General features: G+C 57.1%; 23 protein-coding genes. 3 read left to right on the top strand and 20 right to left on the bottom strand.

The annotated features are described in order from the left end of the window. Positions 1-47 precede the first annotated feature (47 nt). The 19 genes from ACODS3_RS22345 to ACODS3_RS22255 all read right to left on the bottom strand — a co-directional run bounded on the left by ACODS3_RS22345 (position 48) and on the right by ACODS3_RS22255 (position 15,510). On the bottom strand, positions 48-557 hold the full coding sequence (locus ACODS3_RS22345) for a lysis system spanin subunit (RefSeq protein ID WP_304575958.1): 510 nt from the start codon (positions 555-557) through the stop codon (positions 48-50). Further along, positions 554-1,099, bottom strand: coding sequence for a glycoside hydrolase family 19 protein (locus tag ACODS3_RS22340; RefSeq protein WP_489036313.1), 546 nt, complete (start codon positions 1,097-1,099; stop codon positions 554-556). The genes ACODS3_RS22345 and ACODS3_RS22340 overlap by 4 nt, the downstream gene beginning before the upstream one ends. A gap of 67 nt (positions 1,100-1,166) precedes the next feature. Beyond that, on the bottom strand, positions 1,167-1,757 hold the full coding sequence (locus ACODS3_RS22335; RefSeq protein WP_489036311.1) for a hypothetical protein: 591 nt from the start codon (positions 1,755-1,757) through the stop codon (positions 1,167-1,169). A gap of 15 nt (positions 1,758-1,772) precedes the next feature. Then, positions 1,773-3,515, bottom strand: a complete 1,743-nt coding sequence (locus ACODS3_RS22330) for a phage tail protein (RefSeq protein ID WP_489036309.1) — start codon at positions 3,513-3,515, stop codon at positions 1,773-1,775. A gap of 11 nt (positions 3,516-3,526) precedes the next feature. Further along, a complete protein-coding gene (locus ACODS3_RS22325; protein WP_489036307.1) occupies positions 3,527-4,126 on the bottom strand; it encodes a YmfQ family protein in 600 nt (199 codons plus the stop codon). Then, positions 4,114-5,154 carry a baseplate J/gp47 family protein gene (locus ACODS3_RS22320; RefSeq protein ID WP_489036305.1) on the bottom strand — a complete coding sequence of 347 codons (1,041 nt, stop codon included), beginning with the start codon at positions 5,152-5,154 and terminating at the stop codon, positions 4,114-4,116. Before ACODS3_RS22320 ends, ACODS3_RS22325 begins: the two co-directional genes overlap by 13 nt. After that, on the bottom strand, positions 5,144-5,542 hold the full coding sequence (locus ACODS3_RS22315; protein WP_304575961.1) for a phage GP46 family protein: 399 nt from the start codon (positions 5,540-5,542) through the stop codon (positions 5,144-5,146). Before ACODS3_RS22315 ends, ACODS3_RS22320 begins: the two co-directional genes overlap by 11 nt. Then, complete coding sequence (locus ACODS3_RS22310) at positions 5,542-6,051, bottom strand: phage baseplate assembly protein V (protein ID WP_489036303.1); 510 nt, start codon at positions 6,049-6,051, stop codon at positions 5,542-5,544. Before ACODS3_RS22310 ends, ACODS3_RS22315 begins: the two co-directional genes overlap by 1 nt. Before the next feature lie 45 nt (positions 6,052-6,096). Next, positions 6,097-7,146: a phage baseplate assembly protein gene (locus tag ACODS3_RS22305; protein WP_201020385.1), complete on the bottom strand. Its 1,050-nt coding sequence runs from the start codon at positions 7,144-7,146 to the stop codon at positions 6,097-6,099. A 4-nt stretch (positions 7,147-7,150) separates the two neighbouring features. Next, complete coding sequence (locus ACODS3_RS22300; RefSeq protein WP_201020384.1) at positions 7,151-8,548, bottom strand: DNA circularization protein; 1,398 nt, start codon at positions 8,546-8,548, stop codon at positions 7,151-7,153. After that, positions 8,532-10,697 (bottom strand): phage tail tape measure protein, encoded by a 2,166-nt coding sequence (locus ACODS3_RS22295; protein WP_201020383.1) that lies wholly within the window; start codon positions 10,695-10,697, stop codon positions 8,532-8,534. The genes ACODS3_RS22300 and ACODS3_RS22295 overlap by 17 nt, the downstream gene beginning before the upstream one ends. Before the next feature lie 130 nt (positions 10,698-10,827). Continuing rightward, positions 10,828-11,124: a phage tail assembly protein gene (locus ACODS3_RS22290; RefSeq protein ID WP_201020382.1), complete on the bottom strand. Its 297-nt coding sequence runs from the start codon at positions 11,122-11,124 to the stop codon at positions 10,828-10,830. Further along, on the bottom strand, positions 11,121-11,468 hold the full coding sequence (locus ACODS3_RS22285) for a phage tail tube protein (RefSeq protein WP_201020381.1): 348 nt from the start codon (positions 11,466-11,468) through the stop codon (positions 11,121-11,123). The genes ACODS3_RS22290 and ACODS3_RS22285 overlap by 4 nt, the downstream gene beginning before the upstream one ends. 60 nt (positions 11,469-11,528) lie before the next feature. After that, on the bottom strand, positions 11,529-13,025 hold the full coding sequence (locus ACODS3_RS22280; protein ID WP_489036299.1) for a phage tail sheath subtilisin-like domain-containing protein: 1,497 nt from the start codon (positions 13,023-13,025) through the stop codon (positions 11,529-11,531). Between the two features lie 18 nt (positions 13,026-13,043). Continuing rightward, on the bottom strand, positions 13,044-13,229 hold the full coding sequence (locus tag ACODS3_RS22275) for a DUF2635 domain-containing protein (RefSeq protein ID WP_095068307.1): 186 nt from the start codon (positions 13,227-13,229) through the stop codon (positions 13,044-13,046). Continuing rightward, a complete protein-coding gene (locus tag ACODS3_RS22270) occupies positions 13,226-13,816 on the bottom strand; it encodes a phage tail terminator protein (RefSeq protein ID WP_304575963.1) in 591 nt (196 codons plus the stop codon). The genes ACODS3_RS22275 and ACODS3_RS22270 overlap by 4 nt, the downstream gene beginning before the upstream one ends. A 34-nt stretch (positions 13,817-13,850) precedes the next feature. Continuing rightward, positions 13,851-14,189, bottom strand: a complete 339-nt coding sequence (locus ACODS3_RS22265) for a hypothetical protein (protein WP_025262100.1) — start codon at positions 14,187-14,189, stop codon at positions 13,851-13,853. Continuing rightward, the gene (locus ACODS3_RS22260) at positions 14,170-14,559 is read right to left on the bottom strand and encodes a DUF3450 domain-containing protein (RefSeq protein WP_201004889.1); all 390 of its coding nucleotides are present in this window, start codon (positions 14,557-14,559) and stop codon (positions 14,170-14,172) included. Before ACODS3_RS22260 ends, ACODS3_RS22265 begins: the two co-directional genes overlap by 20 nt. 492 nt (positions 14,560-15,051) lie before the next feature. After that, a complete protein-coding gene (locus ACODS3_RS22255) occupies positions 15,052-15,510 on the bottom strand; it encodes a hypothetical protein (RefSeq protein WP_201020378.1) in 459 nt (152 codons plus the stop codon). Positions 15,511-15,679: 169 nt separating this feature from the next. Here ACODS3_RS22255 and ACODS3_RS22250 point away from each other — a divergent pair, with 169 nt between their 5' ends. From ACODS3_RS22250 to ACODS3_RS22240, 3 genes are all read left to right on the top strand, one after another. Further along, complete coding sequence (locus ACODS3_RS22250) at positions 15,680-16,291, top strand: LexA family protein (RefSeq protein ID WP_183143743.1); 612 nt, start codon at positions 15,680-15,682, stop codon at positions 16,289-16,291. A 155-nt stretch (positions 16,292-16,446) separates the two neighbouring features. Further along, entirely contained in the window at positions 16,447-16,719 is a 273-nt protein-coding gene (locus tag ACODS3_RS22245; RefSeq protein ID WP_201020377.1) for a DUF1654 domain-containing protein, read from the top strand. 163 nt (positions 16,720-16,882) lie between these two features. Further along, positions 16,883-17,125 carry a pyocin activator PrtN family protein gene (locus ACODS3_RS22240; RefSeq protein ID WP_122320508.1) on the top strand — a complete coding sequence of 81 codons (243 nt, stop codon included), beginning with the start codon at positions 16,883-16,885 and terminating at the stop codon, positions 17,123-17,125. A 106-nt stretch (positions 17,126-17,231) separates the two neighbouring features. Here ACODS3_RS22240 and ACODS3_RS22235 read toward each other — a convergent pair whose 3' ends face one another. Then, positions 17,232-17,642 (bottom strand): hypothetical protein, encoded by a 411-nt coding sequence (locus ACODS3_RS22235; RefSeq protein WP_489036295.1) that lies wholly within the window; start codon positions 17,640-17,642, stop codon positions 17,232-17,234. Positions 17,643-17,731: the final 89 nt, after the last annotated feature.

Here is a 17,731-nt window from a genome sequence, read left to right as displayed (position 1 = left end):
GCCTCCCACGGCTGCTGTGCTCTCACATTGGGAAGGCGAGAGGAGAATCAACGGGCTATCTCGCGGACATAGGCCTGACAGGCCTTGAGCGCAATCAATCCCTGGTCTCCGTCATCGGTGATGGCGACAACTCGTTGAGCAGCCGTTGGGTCAAGTTCGGCTCGCGTGGCTCCATGAACCAGGCTGCCGGAGGAGGCAACGGCTGACTTTCCAGCGCCACTGGCTGGAGCGGCGAGGAGGACTGACAACCGCAAATCAGAGGTAGCCAGGCGACTACGCAACTGAGCCTGAAGTTTCTGTGCATCGCTCAATTCCTTGTAGTGAGTTGCATCGTTGGTTTGCAGGCGGGCCTCCATGTCCCGCCGCAGTTTCTGCTGAGCTTCCTGCCAGGCGATGACCGCCCTGGAAGCAAGCTCGCGTTCACGCAGATGAATCCCGGCCTGTTCGGCCAATTGCCGACCGTAACTGTGCGCCTGCCATTGCCACGCAGTCCAAAAGCCAAGCCCCAGGCCACACAACATCGCCAGGACCACAGAGCGCAGATCCAGAGTCGTCATGACAACACCTTCAAAGCGCGTTGATACAAGGCTTCGCGATCCGCAAGACCATGGGTGCCGCCATTGATGCGCCTGGTGATCAACAGGAAATCCCCCTTGTCAGCCAAAGCATTCAGCCTGGCCCGATCCCAGAACCAGGCAGCGGACATGGCGGCATGCTCCGGTTGCTCGAGCAACTCGGGGCGATTGAGCAGATCCAGCCCCAGCGCTTCACCACACGCGACATAGTTCGCCCGGCCCGTCACCTGAATAAGCCCCCGTCCACGATAGAACTGACCATCATCATCGTCTTCAGGCGTATTACCCAGGCGCAACGCCAGTTGTCCCGTGTCGTACCGTTTCAGGTAATCATCGCTTCCCAGTTCCCGGACATAGCGCAACTGACCGGATTCGTGACCGATCTGTGCGATGAAAGCCGATACCTGCAACCGGGTGATGATGCTGTATCGGGTCATGGAGGCATTGAGAGCGGAAATGAAAACGCCGGCTTTAGAGCCGGCGTTGGGGAGGATTTGCTGGAGCTGTTGTTGAGTTATGGGCATGTAACCTCCATACAAAAAAGCCCCGATCCGGGGCTATTCGTCTTGCCTGAAAATCAATTCAGTCCTGTCACTGGACAGCCTTGAGAGGTTCGCCCCCACCTCCAGCAGTCAGCGCCCTGATCAGATCGATCACGGTGGCGACAACCGCCTTCGCCTGTTCGTGCTCGCCAGCAGCCACCAGGGCACGCACGCTTTCCTTGGCAGCAAGACGCGCTTCGCGGATCTGGTAAAGCATGTCGGCGGTATCCGCCGATGCCTGAAGAATCGCCTCCGCAGCCTCCTGAGGCGTTCGACCATTGATGGCATAGGCCGCCACTGCACGAGGAACGGCGTTGACCGGGTACCCGGCAGCCTTGAAGGCCTGCGCCTCGGAAACTGCAAGGCTGTATTCAAGAACCCGCAAAGCCTCAAGTGTGCCTACCAGTCGCACGGCGTCGATCTGTTCGCACAGCTCGTCGGCAGTCGCAACGACCTGGACAGGGTCGATCAAAATCGGCAAGCCCGACTCATCGTGCGAACGCACCTTGCCCGCCGGCGGGTTGGCGATCACGGAAGTGTAAATGTCCTCGGAGATCTCCACCGCATCCGCCGGGATCTGGTCACCGTGGACCGCTGGCAGATATGTGCAGCCAGTGCTTGAACTGTAAAAACGTTGCATGATGCCTCCTTATGATTAATAGCCAATAGCGAACCAGTAGAACCCTCTAGGTGCAGAGGTTCCGCCTACATAGTTCTGGATGAAGCAGGAGAAACTCGTAGCCGAAACACTGGACACTTGAGGCCCTGAGTCAATGCCTTCATTTGAAGAGGGGTTAAAGGCTTGTGGGATTGCGCACAAGCATGCGCCAGGAAATTGCAATGGAAAGCTTGTGATCTTCGACGTATCGAAAGCGGTGACAGACGTAAGCCCCCACTGCAGAATCAGGCCTCCAAGCCAGCTCGGTAATGCGACATAACCATTCTCATTGAGACTGATGGCAAAACCCTTGCGAAGCTTTCTAGGCGTAACGAATGTCGTGTCATCCACTCCAGCATCCACTTCTGCTTGAGTGGCTATTTTTCTCGAGTGATCCAACAAGGCAGATCCCGACGCCCACCATGCAGCCTCTCCATTGCTGACAAGTTCCAGATTGGAACCTGCAGGAAGAGACAGGCTCGCGACTTGTCCCGAGCCAGAGTTGATGACATCAATTCCTGTACACGTTACCGTCACCGTTTCACTGCCGATATTACGGAAATGAATGGCAGAGCCGCCCGCGCCAACTATTGCCAACGGCAGCGTCAGAGTAAAACTGCCGATACAGGTGACCACTGACCCAAAGTTGCTTACGGTCAACGCCGTGGCGCTCGTCACACTGGTGAAATTTCGATAATTACCTAAAGCTCTCTGAACGAACTCGGTTGTCGCGGGGGCTTTGGTATTGTCGAACTGCGCAGCAGTGGGGATGCTCCCCAAAGCCCTCTGAACGAATTCGGTCGTGGCAAGAGCTTTGGTATTGTCGGACTGCACAGGAGTGGGTGCTTTAGGCACACCGGTAAAGGTCGGAGACAGCAGAGGTGCAAAATCCTTGAGACTGTTCTCAAGAGTGGAAAAGTTCTTAAGACTTTTTTCCAACGCGGCAATATCGACACTTCCCTGGTTGACCGAGGCGTTCCAGGCCTTGATACACCACATGACCGCTAGATTTCGTGGCCGAGCTTCACCGCCACCACTGGCAGCCCAGTCACCCGGCACCGAAGAGTAGTTATCTGTTGAAGCAACGTCGTCGTAAAGGATTTGAGTGAACGTAGGTTGAGCGACTTTGCTCCCCGCCACGAACTGTGCCGAATCAGCAACCTTCGGATTGGTGACGAGCTGAGCATGCTCATGCCGGAGGTTTTGACTCATCTGAGAACTGCCCAGCACTCGTCCGGCATCAATACCTCGGCTGTTATCCCATCCTCGCAAAAACTCACCACGAGACTCGGGAAGACGGAAATAACCAGAGGGATCACCTACCCGGTTGTATGAAGTCCCCAAGTAAGCCGCGAGATCTGGATATGCACCGATACTCTGCAAGCTGCCATCCACCTCAAGAAAACCTGGTGGAATGGCTGCCTTGGGAAACGCCGTCATCATACCAATGGGGACCGCATTACCGAGCGTCAACAACGTGTCCATTTCTTCTTTGTTATAAACACGACTTTTGGCGTAAGCATCGTTCCGGATGATGGAGCGAATGGCTTCCAGTAACTGGTCTAGATCATCCTCTTTGGGATCAACTTGCCCCGCTCTAATGACCGCTAACAATTCATCCGTTACCGCATTCCCCCAACTTGCAGGAATCAAGGATCCCTGCGCACCGGAAACAGTATTTTCATCAACAAACTTTCCATTCACCAGCCCGACGCTGGGGACACTCTTTGGATAGTCCACGTTATTACTCCTCAGTTGAAATTAATGAATTCAGCGGTATGGGCCGGTGCTGCACGGCGGATCAGACATTCGATAGCCGTACCCGGATTCACGCCGAAGCGCTCGCCCCAATAACTCGCCCCGAACCGGCGTCCCAGCCGTCTACGGCCACCGGTGTTCAACACCCACATGAACTGCGCATTCCAGGTACCAAAATGCGCCTTGCCGAAACGAGAACGCCCCATACGGGGCGCTCGATATTCAGTGACGGTGGCGTTGGGATAGCCCTGGCTGATGGCAATGTCGACGTAGAACGCGGGGTTCTGCCCTCCTACGGCTACCAGCCGTTGTCGCACCGACAGGCGCCGGTCCTCGAACAAGGGGCTCAGGCCCAGACATGGATCGGGCAGGTTCATGACCCGCTCCCAGTCTGGAACCAGTTCACTGATACCCGTGGGGTCCATCTCGTTGAGCAGATCAAAGGCCCGGCCATCGATACGGGCAAACTCCCGGGATAACCCCGTGATCACCTGTTGCAACTCGGGAACCCGCTCAGGGTCCCAGGCCGGCCCTGATGGCAGCAGAGCCTGAAGTTGCTCGGCATACTGGCTGGCAGTTCTCAAGGCGCCCATAGAATCCCCCCGAATGTCAGCAGCTCATTGGAAGCGGCTTCCACATTGGCGACAGGGGACGTCAATACATGATCCGTTTCACCTGTCGCCCCGCTGATGGACTCGGCGATATGGGTCAACAGCAGCGTCTCGCCAAGCCCGGCCTCACGGTTATGAAGATCCATCAGTTGCGCCTGAACAGCAGCACGTACGGCAGAGGTATCCGGCGTGAGCCTGATCGTGTAGACGACCGGTTTCTGCACCGGTGCCAGCACATACAGCTCAGCCGTGACCGGGCGTAGCGGCTCGATGTAAGCCGCTACCTGCGCAAGCTGTTCGTCGTCGGGAACCGGGGTGGCGTCATTGTCGCGCATGATGAAAACCGCCACGGTGCCAGGTCCCATATAACGGCGCGCACACCACGCACGGGTCACGCCCGCTACCTCCAGCGCCCAGGTAACGTAGTCGTCCTGATTGCCGCCGTGGGGAATAACCCGGTATGAACGAACCACCCGAGCACGCAATGACTCGATACTTTCCTGGGCAACACCGCCGGTCAGGCCGTCCGCCAGCACAGTGAAGCTACTGTCGATCCCTTCAATGGGCTGCACGGCGGTCATGACCAGCCCGGCATCGGCGTTCCCCAGAATGCCTGCATCCACGGCTTCGACCGTGGTCACGTTATTGCCCGCCACGGTGGTTACACCTTGGGTGACCCGGTAGGTGCGACCATCACTGAACTGCAACACAGTGTCGGCATCCAGCACTGCACCCGCAGCTGCCGTGAAGCGCACCGAACCGCTGGCCGGTTGCGCGGCATTGCGGGGTTGCCGGAGCCTGAGGATGGCCTGACGCTCAAGGGTTTCGTCATCGGCCGTGTCGGGCAGGATCTGGTCGGCAATCCAGCGCTGATAGCCATAAAGCCCATAGGCAGCACCGCTGTGAGCGCGGGACAACACCCGGGCATCGGATTGCCGGAGCGCTTCATCAGCCAGGTCGACCTGCGTACGGCTGATCAGCGCAGGCAATGTAGGAGTTTCAAACGGCATAGATCACCTGCCACTGTTCGGATGGATTGAAGCGCACGCTCTGGCCGTTCGAGACGACCAGCACGACGCCGAGATTCAAGCGATTGTTCTGAACGCGCTCGGTGAGGATTTCGATGTCCTGCACATGCCCGTCTTCGATCAGCCAGAGAAGCGCTTCGCGAGCGTAGAATTCGGCATCCCGTTGCGTCTGCGCAGTGAGTTTCACCCGCCGCAACAGCCACAGGCGCGAGCCGATACGATCATCCGTCACTGCCGGATAGGTATCGCCCCACCAGCCATAACGCTCGTCATCACCGGCCTGGTCATCCGGCCCGGCTCGACGCCAGGTGAACAGGCTGATGATGACCGAGCGCAACAACGAAGCTTCAAGAGAGCCTGCGATAATCATCAGGTACCTCCCACGGGTGGCCCGCTCTGGCCGTTGCCGCCTTGAACGCCGCTGTGCGTATGGCTGATCTGGCTGATGCCACCCGCGACCTGATCGCCTTGGGAAACGATCTTTCCGGTCTGGGTGATCTGGGGCGTTTCAAAGTTCACCGCCACGGTGGCCTTGACGTTCAACGTGTTGGTTTCGATGTCGATGACCTTGCCGCGCTTGAGGTGAATCTTGTCCCCCTCGTCGGTGTAGATCGCCACCTCACCCGACTCCAGAGCCTTGAGGCGATAGCGACGATCCGCGACAACCAGCAGCAGCCCGTGGGACCGGTCACCGCCGATAAACGCTGCAATGCCTTCGGCGCCAGGCAAAGGGTTGCTGGTGAAACCATAAGGCTCGAAGTGCTCCATATCGTCCTTGATTTCACCTGCGGTCAGATGCATTTGCAGCGCCTGCATCTTGCTGGTGGCCCTGGCGAGCACAACCGTGCCCCGCGCCAGCATGCGATTGAGAATGCTCATTAGGTTTTTCCTTTTCGGGGTAGGGCAACGCATCGTTGCCGCTCTCTACTTTTTGCCAGCCTTGTGCGGATCGTCGGGTTCGGCTTCGTACATTTCAGGTGGGCCGACGACCAGGGTCGTCACTGTTCCTTTTTCGTCGAGCGTGTAAGTGATCTGCGAGATCAACATGTCCTGATCGACACCGATCACCCGGTCCACGACTCGCACCAGCGTGTTGTGACGCCAGAGATCGCCATTGGTCTGCCGCCATCCTTGCACCTTGTAGGTCGTGACCTGCGCCTTGCCCATGCGATTGCTGCGCTCCCAGTTCGCACGGCTCTGGGCAAGCTCGGTAGTCACTGGTGACGACTCATGGATGATCAGGACTCGGTTGCGATTGACTCTGCGATCAAATGCCTGCGCCGAGACTTCACTGGATTGCTTGCCGTACGTCTTATCATTGCCAGCGCGTTGCCCGATCACCCGGTACTCGGAAAAAGTACCGGAGAAATCGAGAGGCGCTGCCGCAGAAAGGATGTTCTGCCCCAGTTCCAGCCGATCCACTGCCCGTCCCTTGCTGCCAGGCTTGGCCAGTACCAGACGCCCCTGCTCATCGTCGGTGGAGAAAATCCGAAACCGCGTCAGGATCCGGTCGATGGACTTGAACACCGTTTCTGCAGGAACGATGGTGTGATCGGGAATCTTGCCGGTTTCAGCAATCTCACTCACCACACCCACCTTGTAGGGGGCCACAAGCGCCTGGATGATGCTGAACGCCCCTTGTTCCTTCCACTGACCGGGTTTGTTGACCGCGGAGCAATCAACAAGATCTGCCGTAAGAGAGCGCCCGGAGATACTCAGGGTGATCGTCTTGTCGTCATAGTTGATCGGCGTCGCAAAGACCCAACCCGTCAGGATCAAATCGCCCCCGATACGAACCTCGCATTTATCACCTTGCCTGATCGGTCGAGAGAAGTTCTGCCCTGGCCACTGCCAGGTAATACCCACCGTGAAACTGCGGGCCTGACGCTCGATACCGGCAGAGATCGAGATGGTTTTCCAGCCGCCATAATCCATGTTATCCACCGTCAAGGTGACAGCATTTGCCTTATCCATGGGGCTACTCCTGGGCGACTTTCAAAGTGCCTGGCGGCAAGAAGCCTGGATGCTGGACACGGTTACGCTGCACGACCTCGACCGAGCGTGTTGCATCGCCGAAGCGACGATAAGCCAGTACCAGCGCAGGCAACGGCTCGGCGACCTTGATGTCAACCAGACGCACCCCGGAAGCCGCCACGGCGTTCAGATGACGGATCAATGCCTGACGCAATGTGTTGAGCGCCAGGTAATGCTCCGGATCAGCTTTCAGCGAAGCCTCCCAGATTGCCGAACTGAGGGTGTCACGCAGCTCGATCACATCATCGGCGACAGGAACCTGAGCACGATCGACCGGCATCACCACTTGATGCTCCAGTGACGGCGTGGCAATGATCGGCACCGCAGCAGTGGCAACCGGCATGCTTGCCACAACCCTGGCAACCTTGACCAGCAAGGAGTCCTGAACCAGATTGGCCGTTGCCTGGGCCGCGGAGCCGGTATCGAGCCCACCGCCCTGGTTGACCAGATTGATACTGGCAATCGCCTCGGCCTGCTGCGTGGCATCGGAAATTGTCGCCCTGTAATTGACGGACGAACTGCTGCTACTCGCACTTGTGCCTGTTCCAGCACCTGTGCCACTGCCCGAACCTGTGCCGACTCCACTCCCGGACCCGGTGCCTGCTCCATTCCCGCCCGTGCCTGAACCTGAACCCGTGCCCACATTGAAGCTTGCACCCGAGCCTGTATTGCTACTGCTATCCCCATCAAAGCTGGCAAAGAAACTGGAGAACATTGTGCTCAATGTAAGTGGCGCATTGACCAGCGAATGAACCAGACTGGTCACATCCGAGTAGATCGTCATGAAGGGGGTAAACTGCCGCTGAATCACGGCAAAAATCCCCGACAAAGCACTGCGCAGCGCCTGAATATTGATGCGCGCTGCATCCACTACAGACATGACCGCCCGATAGCGTTTGAGCGCCGAATCCAGCAGCCCGTCGGAGGCTTGCACGAGTTGTCGCCGGGTATTGACCGTTGAAGTCGGAAAGCGCAGCGGCTGATCCGGGTAAAACTTCAACGACAGCCTGACTACGCCACCTTCAGTCCGGCTGTGTTTCAAGATGCAACCGCCAACCTGCACCTGCATGCGCCCAAGCCACGGATGGACAAGCTCGCCAGCCCCATTGGCTTCAAGAGCCTCCAGCAATCTGTCACGACGCTCGAAACAGTCCTCGCCAACCAGAAGAGCTTCCATCGTATAAATTTGCGATTCCTTGCCCAGCGACTCGAAATAAGGCTCGTCGCGTTGCGGAAACTCGTGAAGCTGCCCCTTGCGGCCAACCGGGACACTGTCCGTTTCAATAAAGAAACCAATGCCGCGGAAAGAAGCGGGCATCAGTCTGTCACGCCATGTCGTCATATCCTGCTCCTCCGATTGTTCGATAGCCAACGCTTGGCGAGATCGTCAAGCCGGGCTGGTTGGTCCGCACTTCACCCGGACGCATGCCAGCAGGCGCATTGTCAAAACGGATGTTGAGTTCACCTTCCAGACGTCGATTAGCGGCTGCCCCTTGTAGAAGCAGGCTGCCGGGCTCAGGCAGGTTTGGAGCAGCAAGCAGTGCGCTGGTCGATGGCACGCCCAGCGCAGTGTTGAGACGCTGTTGATTCGACTGGCTGGTATTGACGGCATCTGCCATCACAAATGCGCCAGTACCGCCACCAGGACCTGCATTGCGCAGCCTTTGCCCTTCAGCAAACTCATTGAGCTTTTGGGTAGTGCCTTTAAGAATCCCTTCTTCTCCAAAGCCGAAAAAGCTCAATGCCGAATTGATGCCCGACTTCACATCGTCCCACAGGCCAGTGAACCAGCTTCTGATCGGCTCCCAGTGCTTGATGATGATCCCCAAGGGAGACCAGTCGAACATCGTTTTCAGAACATCGGCGAATACAAGCGCTGGAGCCTTGATCCCCTCCCATACCAGACCGAAGAATTCGCTGATCGGTTGCCAGTTCTCTACAACCATGCCCAGCGGTGTCCAGGAGAACATCAACCTCAGGAAGTCAAAGAACGGTGTGGACAGTGCTTTGATGACATCCCAGAGCGCCGAGAAAACCTCAGTCAAGGGCTGCCATATCGCCACGATCATGCCCAGTGGCGACCAGGAAAATATGGTTTTCAGTACGTCCCAGACGGCACTGGCCGCCCCCTGGATCGAAGCCCAGACTGCCGCAAAAAACGGTGCGACAGAGGACCAGTTGGCAATCAAGAATCCAGCAGCCAGGGCAATAGCGCGTACAGCGATTCCGACCGGCGACAAACCGATGACCATGCTGAACAAACGAGCCGCATTGGTCGCGGCCAGCACGGCCACTTGCAAGACGCCAAAGGCAACCGCAGCACCTACAACGCCCTTGATGACCTCAGGGTGTTCGGCCGCCAATGCAGCGACCATGGAAATCATCGGGCCGATGACGGCGATTGCATCGTTTATCGCGGGCAGGAAAATGCCGCCGATATTGGTACCAATCCGATCCATGCGGTTTTGCATAAGCTGAATGGCAACCGCAGTAGTGCGCGAGTTGTCGGCGAACTCCTGCTCGATTGAGCCCGCGGATTTAGCGCCTTCTGCAACCTTGCCGAAGTTGGCTTTCAGGTCATCGAGGTTCTTCAGCAACGGCGTTATGGCGCCCAGTGATTCGGCACCGAACAACTGCGAAACCACATCGCTCTGCCTGGCTGGATCAACCTGGGACAGGGTGCTCAAAACCTTCTCGATAGTCCCGGAAGGATCCGTCTGCATGCCCTGAGTCAGTTGATCGAGATCAAGCTGTAAATCCTTGAAAGCCCCGGCTTTCGCTGGCCCGCCTTCGGTCAGGGTTTTCATGAGGCTCTTGACGCCCTTGGTCGCCACATCAGCCGGCACATCCACACCAGCCAACGTGGCCGCCATGGCCGCGACTTCACCGCTGGCCTTCCCTGCCACAGCACCCAACGGCGCCATCGCAGTAACCATGGTTGCAATCTCTTTCTCCAGATCATTACCGCCCAGGGTATTGATCTGCTCGGCAAGCTTTTGGACTTCAGGCTGCGAGAGGCTAAGCGAGGATCGCCACTTGGCCATCATTTCGCCCGACTCCGCCCCCGTCTGGCCGAAAGCAACGCCCATCTTCACGGCGTCTTCCGCAAAGCCTTGCAACTCAGCACGCGGCACGCTGGCCTTGGCACCTGTCGCCACGATTGCCGCAATTCCATTGGCGGTTTCCGGGAGCCGTTCGCTCATGTCCAGAATATCGGTGCCCATTTGCTGGAATTGCTGCGGTGTCTCAAAAGCCACGACCTTTTTCACATTGGCCATGGATGTTTCAAAACCGATTGCTGCCTTTACCCCGGCAATCAAGGGGCCCGTAAAGGCATTCCCCTCGATCACGCCTGCAATGTTGATTTTCCCCAGACCGGACCCTTCGAGTCCGGTTTTGAAAGCGTCAACATTCTTGCGCATGTTAGCCAGAGTAGGAGACAGCTCATCGACGCCTTTAAAAAGCGCTTCAAGCCTGGATGGATTTGCCATCACTCCCCCTGCAGGATCTGATTGATACGCTGCGACTGCAAAATCGACTCGGTGATGATGTCCAGGGACCTGGACATCATCAGTTCGGGATCAACTTTCCAGAAGTATGCGAGGTCGTAGACGACGGCTATCAGGCCTTGGAGGTCTCTGATGCCGCTGCCATGAAAAAACTCGCGACCTTCCAGCTCAGCTTGTTGATATCGGAAAGATCAAGCTGATCGACCGAGGACGGAGGAATGCCTGCGCAGACCGCGATGTATTTCGCAGCGACTTCCAGGTCGAGCGACACCTCCTCGTGCTTGTCGATCTTGTAAGGCAGCGCCTTGATCGCTCGCGCTTCCTGCGCCGTAGGGCGACGGAAAGTCAGTTGCGAAAGGGATTCCCCGTGCGCCTCGACCGGGCTCGCCAGTACGATGACTTCACTCATTGCCAGCTCCCCTGGTTACCGTCGAACTTCAGCTCGATGGTGCCCTCTTCGCCCTTGCTGGTCGGTTCATCAACCAGATAGGCACCCGACAGAACGTAGATCTTGCCGTTCTGGAATTCACAGGTGATGGTCATGTCCACGCCGGTGGTGAGCGCTTTCAAGGGAAAGTCAGGGGTATGAACCGCCGTGAAGCTCAGCGACGGAGCCTTGTCCACTTCCTTGAAATAGCCCGGCACAACGGTCTCGCGCTTGATGTTCATCAAAGGGGCTTCACCGCCGCCAGTGATAGTCAGTTGAGTGCCGTCCACCTTGATGTAGCAGGTACCAGCTACTTTTTGAGCCATGTTCTTTATCTCCAGAATGAAAAAACCCGCACAAGGCGGGTTTGAATGTCGAGGTTGAATTTACGCCGCAGCGTCGTATTGCAGGCGGAACTGATTGAGCAGTGCGAACACGCGCAGACCGTTGATGTAATCCGGCGGGAACATCACGTTGATGCGGCTCGGGTCCTGGGTGTCGCGCTCGACGACCAGGTGCTCAGCGAACAGCTCTGCGTTTTCCACATGGCCTTCTTCTTCGAGCCTGGCGTACTGAGCGATCAGCTCACCACGAATGGTGCTTGGCGTGACGATCGGCTGACCGGCACCGAAACGGGTGCCATCGTTGGCCAGCTTGTGACGGCCATACTTGCTGGTGATCACGCTTTGCAGACGACGAATGATGAACGCCGACTGGTGCAGGGTTTCGCTGTCCAGGTACGAGTTGTCCGCCTGACCGTAGGCGTTCTTCTGGTACGTGGTGATCGAACGCTGAATACGTACGTAACCGCCTTCGTAGTAAGCGGTGGCGATACCGTAACGCAGCAGCGACTCACGTTCGGTGAGCGTGAAGCGGGCACTGGCAGGCGCCGGGTCCAGGCCAGGCAGGGTGCCGGTCTGAGTCGGACGGCTGGCATCGGCAGAGATGAACACCGCGGTACGCGCAGCCAGAGCAGCAGCCTGCACCCACACCGGCTGTGGCACACCGATTTCGACGCCCTGGATCGTGACATGCTGATCGTTACGCAGTTGACCTGCGGCGACCAGAGTACCGACCGTGCCGCGCTTGGCGCTGTAGACGTGACCGTAGAGTTGCTTGGCCCAGCTCCAGCGACCGGTGCTGTCGTCCATTGCCGATTTCCAGGCATCCAGCGTGGTGGTATCGGACCATGGCACGCACAGGAACTCGAAAGGCTCATCGCCCAGCGCGGCCAGTGCCGCCACCTGATCAGGGCTGCCGACACCGCCGGCCAGGACAGTGGCAACAACGGCCAGACCGGCCGGAGTGACCTCGCCATTGGTTTTACCCAGGCGATTGAATTCCAGCTGGATGTCGTTACCGCTCTCACCGGTCCACTTGACGGACAGGGTTACAACACCCGCTTCGACCTCGGCCTTGACCGGCAGATCCGGCGTGGCATTGATCTTCACCGACAGCGCACTCGCTGCCTGGGCGGCGGTTGCGCCATTAACGATAGTGGCCTGCACTCGCACACCACCGACGTACAGGTTCAGAACACCGGACTCGGTGGCAGTGCCTGTAAGAATGATGGTGGCACCGGCCTTGGCGCCCACTGTATTGAGCAGCGGCAGGCACCAGACTTCACCGGTAGGATCGGCCTTGCGCCAGGTTTCGTACATCGAGGCCAGCATGGAGCCCTGGCCGCCGATGTTCTTGGCCAGCGATACGCTGGGCACCAGTACCAGCGAACCGATTTCAGGACCGGTTGCATCGTCGTTGACCTGGGCAACGATCAGACGGCGCATGCTTGCCGAAGCGCTGTTGGCTGCAGAGTTGTCCATTTCCGCATAGAACAGCGGAACACGAACATCGGATGGAATGTTATTGAAACTGATAGCCATTGTTTGGCTTCCTCTTGATTACGCCGTGACGGCCTTGATGGTTGGGGATTGCTCGGTTGCAGTGGTGACATCGCCATCGTTGTAACGGCGCTGCCACCATGCGTTGAATCGGACTTCACGACCTTCGGCGGGCAACAGGTCGCCCGCCTCCGGATCAGGTACAACCCGGCCAGCGACCGGGATCACAGTGATGCGTTGAGTCATGGTGTTACGTCTCCTGAGAACTTCATTTCGATACGTCCATCGGGGCCGGGAGATTTCAGATTCGGATCTGCCGGATCGATACAGTCCATGTCGAAAGTCGCGCCGGTGAAACCCGGCAGACCATCCAGAAAAACCTCGTGCCAGGTTTCGGCAGGCTGATCGGATGTATTGCGACCCAGTTGAAACTGCGCCGCGAAACCAAAGCGCCATGCCACTTGCGAGGCATTGACCTGCAACAAACCGCCGCCTGTGTACTCCAGCGGCTCGTAGTCGCTGCCGGCGTTCCAGCCCACCAGCGCACGCCAGAGTTCGGCGCGAACGGCATGCAGTTGCTCGCTCGCCTCCTGGCCACGCTCGTCGCTGCCCGTGAGCACTACCACCACATCAATCCGGTCGGTGATGTTCTGGCGCACCGCGTTCTTGAGGTCATTGGCCGTTGCCGCATCGCCCGTTGCAATCACGTAGGCCGAGGGGGAACTGAGCGCCGTACTGTTCATGACGGCATTCCAGTAAATACCGGCGCTGATTCGCCCGGCAAAGGTCGGGCATGTCGCCTGCAAATGAGCAACAATCGGAGTTATCTTCATGGGTAAATCCAGAGGTGTCGGATATCGGTGGGGGTTACTGCCGAGCCTTGCTCAGCGCCGCATCGGCCTTGTCAGCCGCACGGCTTGCGGTATTCGCTGCCTCGGTCGCCGCCGAGGCGGCGCTTTCGGCCTTGTCTACCGCCTGAGTTGCGCTCTCTGCCAGCCTGACCAGGCTGATATCGCGCTTACCCATGGCAGCGTCGTATGCCTGGCGTATCTCGGCCAGTTGCTTGGTGTGCTCGAAACTGGCCGACCATTGCCCGGCCTGAAAGCCCAGTGTCAGGCTCCCGGCCGCCAGCAGAGCAGCGATCACCCAGATCTCCACCCGACGCCACCAGTGGCGGGCGATAAAGTTAATTGCGCATCTGTCCATCCGTGGGACCTCCTAGCTGAGAGCGAAGCCGGGCAATCTCGGCGCTTTGCGTCGTCACCTTGTCAGTGAGTTGAGCAATCTGGCTGGTGAGGACTTCAACCTTGCCCTCCATACGGCCAACCGCAGCGGCCAGCTCATTACGCTCTTTTGCGAACTGGTCCGCTCGGGCCTCAGCCTCCTTGCGAGCCTCGCGCTCTGAGTCGAGCAATTCATTCAGGCGCCGGACGGTACCGATATCGGCGTTATCCATTGCCCGGTCTGCGGCGTCTTTTGAAAGAAACTTGCGCAGCCATAAAAAGCCACCAAGCAGGATGGTGCCGGTCCCGCCCAGCCAGGTAGCTGTGCCTGGGCCAAGGTCAGTTGGGTCCATCGGTACTCCGGGAATAAAAAAGACCGCACAAGGCGGCCAGAAGGAACAAGAGAAGAAGCTGGCGGTATGTTTGATTTGAAGTGTGTTCCGAGTTGTTGTCCCCAGACGCAAATCGCATATCGTGGTGCCTTTGTACCCCCCTTCGGAAAGGCTGGAAAGGGCCTTTTGGGGGGTGGGTCGAGTTCGACCAGACTTCAACCGGAGTTCAACCACGCTTCGACAATTGGCCCGGATAAACGGTATTTCGTTGAGCTTTTCGCGTCTGCTTTATTGATCCTTTCGCGAATGAATTCGCTCCTACCGGGAACCCCGTAGGAGCGAATTCATTCGCGAAAGCTTCCAGACAGATAAATAGGGCGGGATGGCGATGAGGACGTAAAAGAAGCGAGGAGGCAGCGTCCCTCTATAAAAACGGCCCAGGAAGGGCCGTGAAGAGTATGTTCGTTCGCCAGTACACGAAACGGCTCTGGCGGACATGATCAAAGCAGAAACTCAACCCGCCTTGCGGCCTGCCACCTCGGATGCCTGAGCCTTATCTCTTGCGCCACGATTCGCACTGCGGGCCGCCAGAATCGACAAAACCTGCTGATGCAGTTTTTCCACCCAGTTTCGGTAGGTTCTGTCGGCACCTTCATTGATACCGAGCAGACGCATCTGCTCACGGGCAGGTAGCAGATCGACGTAACGGTATTGCGCCAGTTTCGCCAACTCGGGGCCTCTGCCCTTGGCCGGACCACGGGACAGTTCCGCCACAGCGGCCTCGACTTCACTGCCGATGTAATCCATACCGCTGCCGTTACCGATCAAGGCTCTGGAGCCCGGCGTACGCCGGGGAATATAAGCGCCCCACTCCATGATGCCGGCCATCGGGCTGCTCAACCCCCCGCCCAGGCCCAGACGCATCCGTTGCTCTCCCCAATTGGCCATCACGGCCTCGACTTCATCAATCATTCTCTTTCCTCGCTGAAAGCAACTCATTAAACGAATTGTTTATTTTGCGAGTAAAATACATTTTGTATTGTAAATCCAGAAAAACCACTACACTGTGTCGATTGTCGAACCCCATACAGGCTGTAGTATTTCGCGCATGAATAAATGGTATGAAATCGCCAGAAAGGCCATGGAGAACCTGGAAATCAGCCAGGAAGACATGGCTGAGCGAATGGGTGTGACTCCGGGTGCCGTAGGGCATTGGCTGAACGGCAAGCGCGAACCGAAGATCGATGTGATCAACCGGTTTTTGAGCGAGCTGGATCTGCCCATTCTTGAAACATCGCTCCCCTCTCATGAGCCAGGGCAACAGAACGTTGCGCCTACCGCTCAACCCTCGCGCTTTTACCGCTACCCGGTAATCAGCTGGGTAGAGGCCGGTGGCTGGAACGAAGCTGTCGAGCCCTACCCGGCCGGCTATTCGGATACCTTTGAACTCACCGACTACAAGGCCAAGGGCCAGGCCTTCTGGCTGATGGTGCGCGGCGATTCCATGACCGCTACGGCAGGTCAGAGCATTCCGGAAGGCATGCTGATCCTGGTCGACACCGGGCTTGAGCCAACCCCCGGAAAGCTGGTGATTGCCAAACTTCCCGAGAGCAACGAGGCAACGTTCAAGAAGCTGGTCGAGGATGCAGGCCGCTATTTCCTCAAGCCCCTGAACCCCGCCTACCCGACAATCCCCATCACGGAAGACTGCAAGTTGATCGGAGTCATCAGACAGATGACGATGCGGCTCTAGCTCAACCCTTCCAGACCAAAGCCCCGAATTTTCGGGGCTTTTTTATTTCCGCCATTCGAGCCCTTCCCTCTTATTGCAAGCCGGACACATTTCACTGTTGCGTAGGAAAAAGACCTGAATTACTGTATGCACATACAGTAAAAAGGAATTGAATCATGCCTGCCTGGACACCTGATATGTCGCAACACGATGCTTATCTGGCGTTGGTCCAACGTATTCAAGCACTCATCAGCAGCCCTCAGGCTCAGATCGAGCACCAGATACGCCTTCATCGAGAGCCTGGCGAATCTCTTCTTCATTGGGAACAGATCGCTGAACACCTCATGGAAGCCGAAGGCGTCACCGTCACTCGCGACCACACAAACGACACGATCCACCTCGCCTGGTACGTGGAATTCGAGGACGGAGAAAATACAAAACGTATTTAAAAATACAAAACGTATTGCAGGTTCAAAATACATATCGTATTGTTGGTTCACGTCTCTCATCACCGATGACCGAGCCACCCAAGCAGCAACGTTCAAGACCCGATGGCCCGTGGGAAGGAGACGAAACATGACTCAGACTTTTACCCACAGGGAGTAATCGCCAATGACCAATACACTGGATCTGCTTCGCAAGGAATTCGCCACCCCATGCCCGACACTGAGCGCGGTCAGGGAGCGTTATTTCTCGCACATCTCGAACGATCGCAATCTGCTGCGCAAGATCAACGCGGGCCGTATCGCCTTGAAAGTCAACCGCACCGGCGGCACACGACAGGGCCACCCCTTCGTGTACCTGCACGAACTGGCCGCCTATCTGGATGCAATCGCACACAATCAGGCGGCATGAGGTGAAGAGAAAACAGGCCGTCAGCGGGGTTAGTGATAAGCCAGCCCCGCTGCGTTATTTAAAAAATACAGGGAGCGCGAAAAACGGTGCGGCCACAGATTTGAGGTTAGCGCTGAGAACGTTTAGGCAATGCCGATATCACTAGAGCGATGACGGCCAGATAAAGAAGAATACCGACAAGCCCAAGCGTTTTTTCAAACAAGAAAGATCCAATGACAAAAACACCTACAATGGAAGTAAGTAAAAGGCATATATTAAAAATCGAAAAAACAGCAACTCTTTTCCCCCACGAGCTTGATTCAAACCTTGCCGAGACTACAAACCCAATCGTTGCGAGAAGTAAGGCAACACCACTGATGGCTTGGAGCATAACCGTATAAATGGTAACCGCAGGCAAGCCTCGGGTATCTGACAGGTCCGAAGAGTTCTCTGGAATTCCATCCCCAGCAAAAAACAAACAAACCCAAGCCATGACAAACAATAAAATGGCCACCAGCAAACGATAGCTAATTCTCATATGTTCCCTCCCCGCACATCAATAAAAAACCGCACCAATCTTAAACACAACAACACCAATGGAGTACCGTTTTTTTGCACCTGCGCAGA

This window comes from Pseudomonas sp. FG43 (genome assembly GCF_057809175.1).
The sequence above is the reverse complement of the archived record's forward strand: the minus strand, read 5'-3'. Positions and strand labels throughout refer to the sequence as shown.

Excerpts from the sequence above, each read along its gene's own strand:
- ACODS3_RS22265 (WP_025262100.1), bottom strand. The coding sequence starts at position 14,189 with ATGGACAGATGCGCAATTAACTTTATCGCCCGCCACTGGTGGCGTCGG.
- ACODS3_RS22310 (WP_489036303.1), bottom strand. The coding sequence starts at position 6,051 with ATGAGCATTCTCAATCGCATGCTGGCGCGGGGCACGGTTGTGCTCGCC.
- ACODS3_RS22240 (WP_122320508.1), top strand. The coding sequence starts at position 16,883 with ATGACCAATACACTGGATCTGCTTCGCAAGGAATTCGCCACCCCATGC.
- ACODS3_RS22270 (WP_304575963.1), bottom strand. The coding sequence starts at position 13,816 with ATGAAGATAACTCCGATTGTTGCTCATTTGCAGGCGACATGCCCGACC.
- ACODS3_RS22280 (WP_489036299.1), bottom strand. The coding sequence starts at position 13,025 with ATGGCTATCAGTTTCAATAACATTCCATCCGATGTTCGTGTTCCGCTG.
- ACODS3_RS22340 (WP_489036313.1), bottom strand. The coding sequence starts at position 1,099 with ATGCCCATAACTCAACAACAGCTCCAGCAAATCCTCCCCAACGCCGGC.
- ACODS3_RS22300 (WP_201020384.1), bottom strand. The coding sequence starts at position 8,548 with ATGACGACATGGCGTGACAGACTGATGCCCGCTTCTTTCCGCGGCATT.
- ACODS3_RS22315 (WP_304575961.1), bottom strand. The coding sequence starts at position 5,542 with ATGATTATCGCAGGCTCTCTTGAAGCTTCGTTGTTGCGCTCGGTCATC.
- ACODS3_RS22235 (WP_489036295.1), bottom strand. The coding sequence starts at position 17,642 with ATGAGAATTAGCTATCGTTTGCTGGTGGCCATTTTATTGTTTGTCATG.
- ACODS3_RS22345 (WP_304575958.1), bottom strand. The coding sequence starts at position 557 with ATGACGACTCTGGATCTGCGCTCTGTGGTCCTGGCGATGTTGTGTGGC.
- ACODS3_RS22320 (WP_489036305.1), bottom strand. The coding sequence starts at position 5,154 with ATGCCGTTTGAAACTCCTACATTGCCTGCGCTGATCAGCCGTACGCAG.
- ACODS3_RS22245 (WP_201020377.1), top strand. The coding sequence starts at position 16,447 with ATGCCTGCCTGGACACCTGATATGTCGCAACACGATGCTTATCTGGCG.
- ACODS3_RS22295 (WP_201020383.1), bottom strand. The coding sequence starts at position 10,697 with ATGGCAAATCCATCCAGGCTTGAAGCGCTTTTTAAAGGCGTCGATGAG.
- ACODS3_RS22275 (WP_095068307.1), bottom strand. The coding sequence starts at position 13,229 with ATGACTCAACGCATCACTGTGATCCCGGTCGCTGGCCGGGTTGTACCT.
- ACODS3_RS22285 (WP_201020381.1), bottom strand. The coding sequence starts at position 11,468 with ATGGCTCAAAAAGTAGCTGGTACCTGCTACATCAAGGTGGACGGCACT.
- ACODS3_RS22305 (WP_201020385.1), bottom strand. The coding sequence starts at position 7,146 with ATGGATAAGGCAAATGCTGTCACCTTGACGGTGGATAACATGGATTAT.
- ACODS3_RS22335 (WP_489036311.1), bottom strand. The coding sequence starts at position 1,757 with ATGCAACGTTTTTACAGTTCAAGCACTGGCTGCACATATCTGCCAGCG.
- ACODS3_RS22250 (WP_183143743.1), top strand. The coding sequence starts at position 15,680 with ATGGAGAACCTGGAAATCAGCCAGGAAGACATGGCTGAGCGAATGGGT.
- ACODS3_RS22325 (WP_489036307.1), bottom strand. The coding sequence starts at position 4,126 with ATGGGCGCCTTGAGAACTGCCAGCCAGTATGCCGAGCAACTTCAGGCT.
- ACODS3_RS22290 (WP_201020382.1), bottom strand. The coding sequence starts at position 11,124 with ATGAGTGAAGTCATCGTACTGGCGAGCCCGGTCGAGGCGCACGGGGAA.
- ACODS3_RS22260 (WP_201004889.1), bottom strand. The coding sequence starts at position 14,559 with ATGGACCCAACTGACCTTGGCCCAGGCACAGCTACCTGGCTGGGCGGG.
- ACODS3_RS22255 (WP_201020378.1), bottom strand. The coding sequence starts at position 15,510 with ATGATTGATGAAGTCGAGGCCGTGATGGCCAATTGGGGAGAGCAACGG.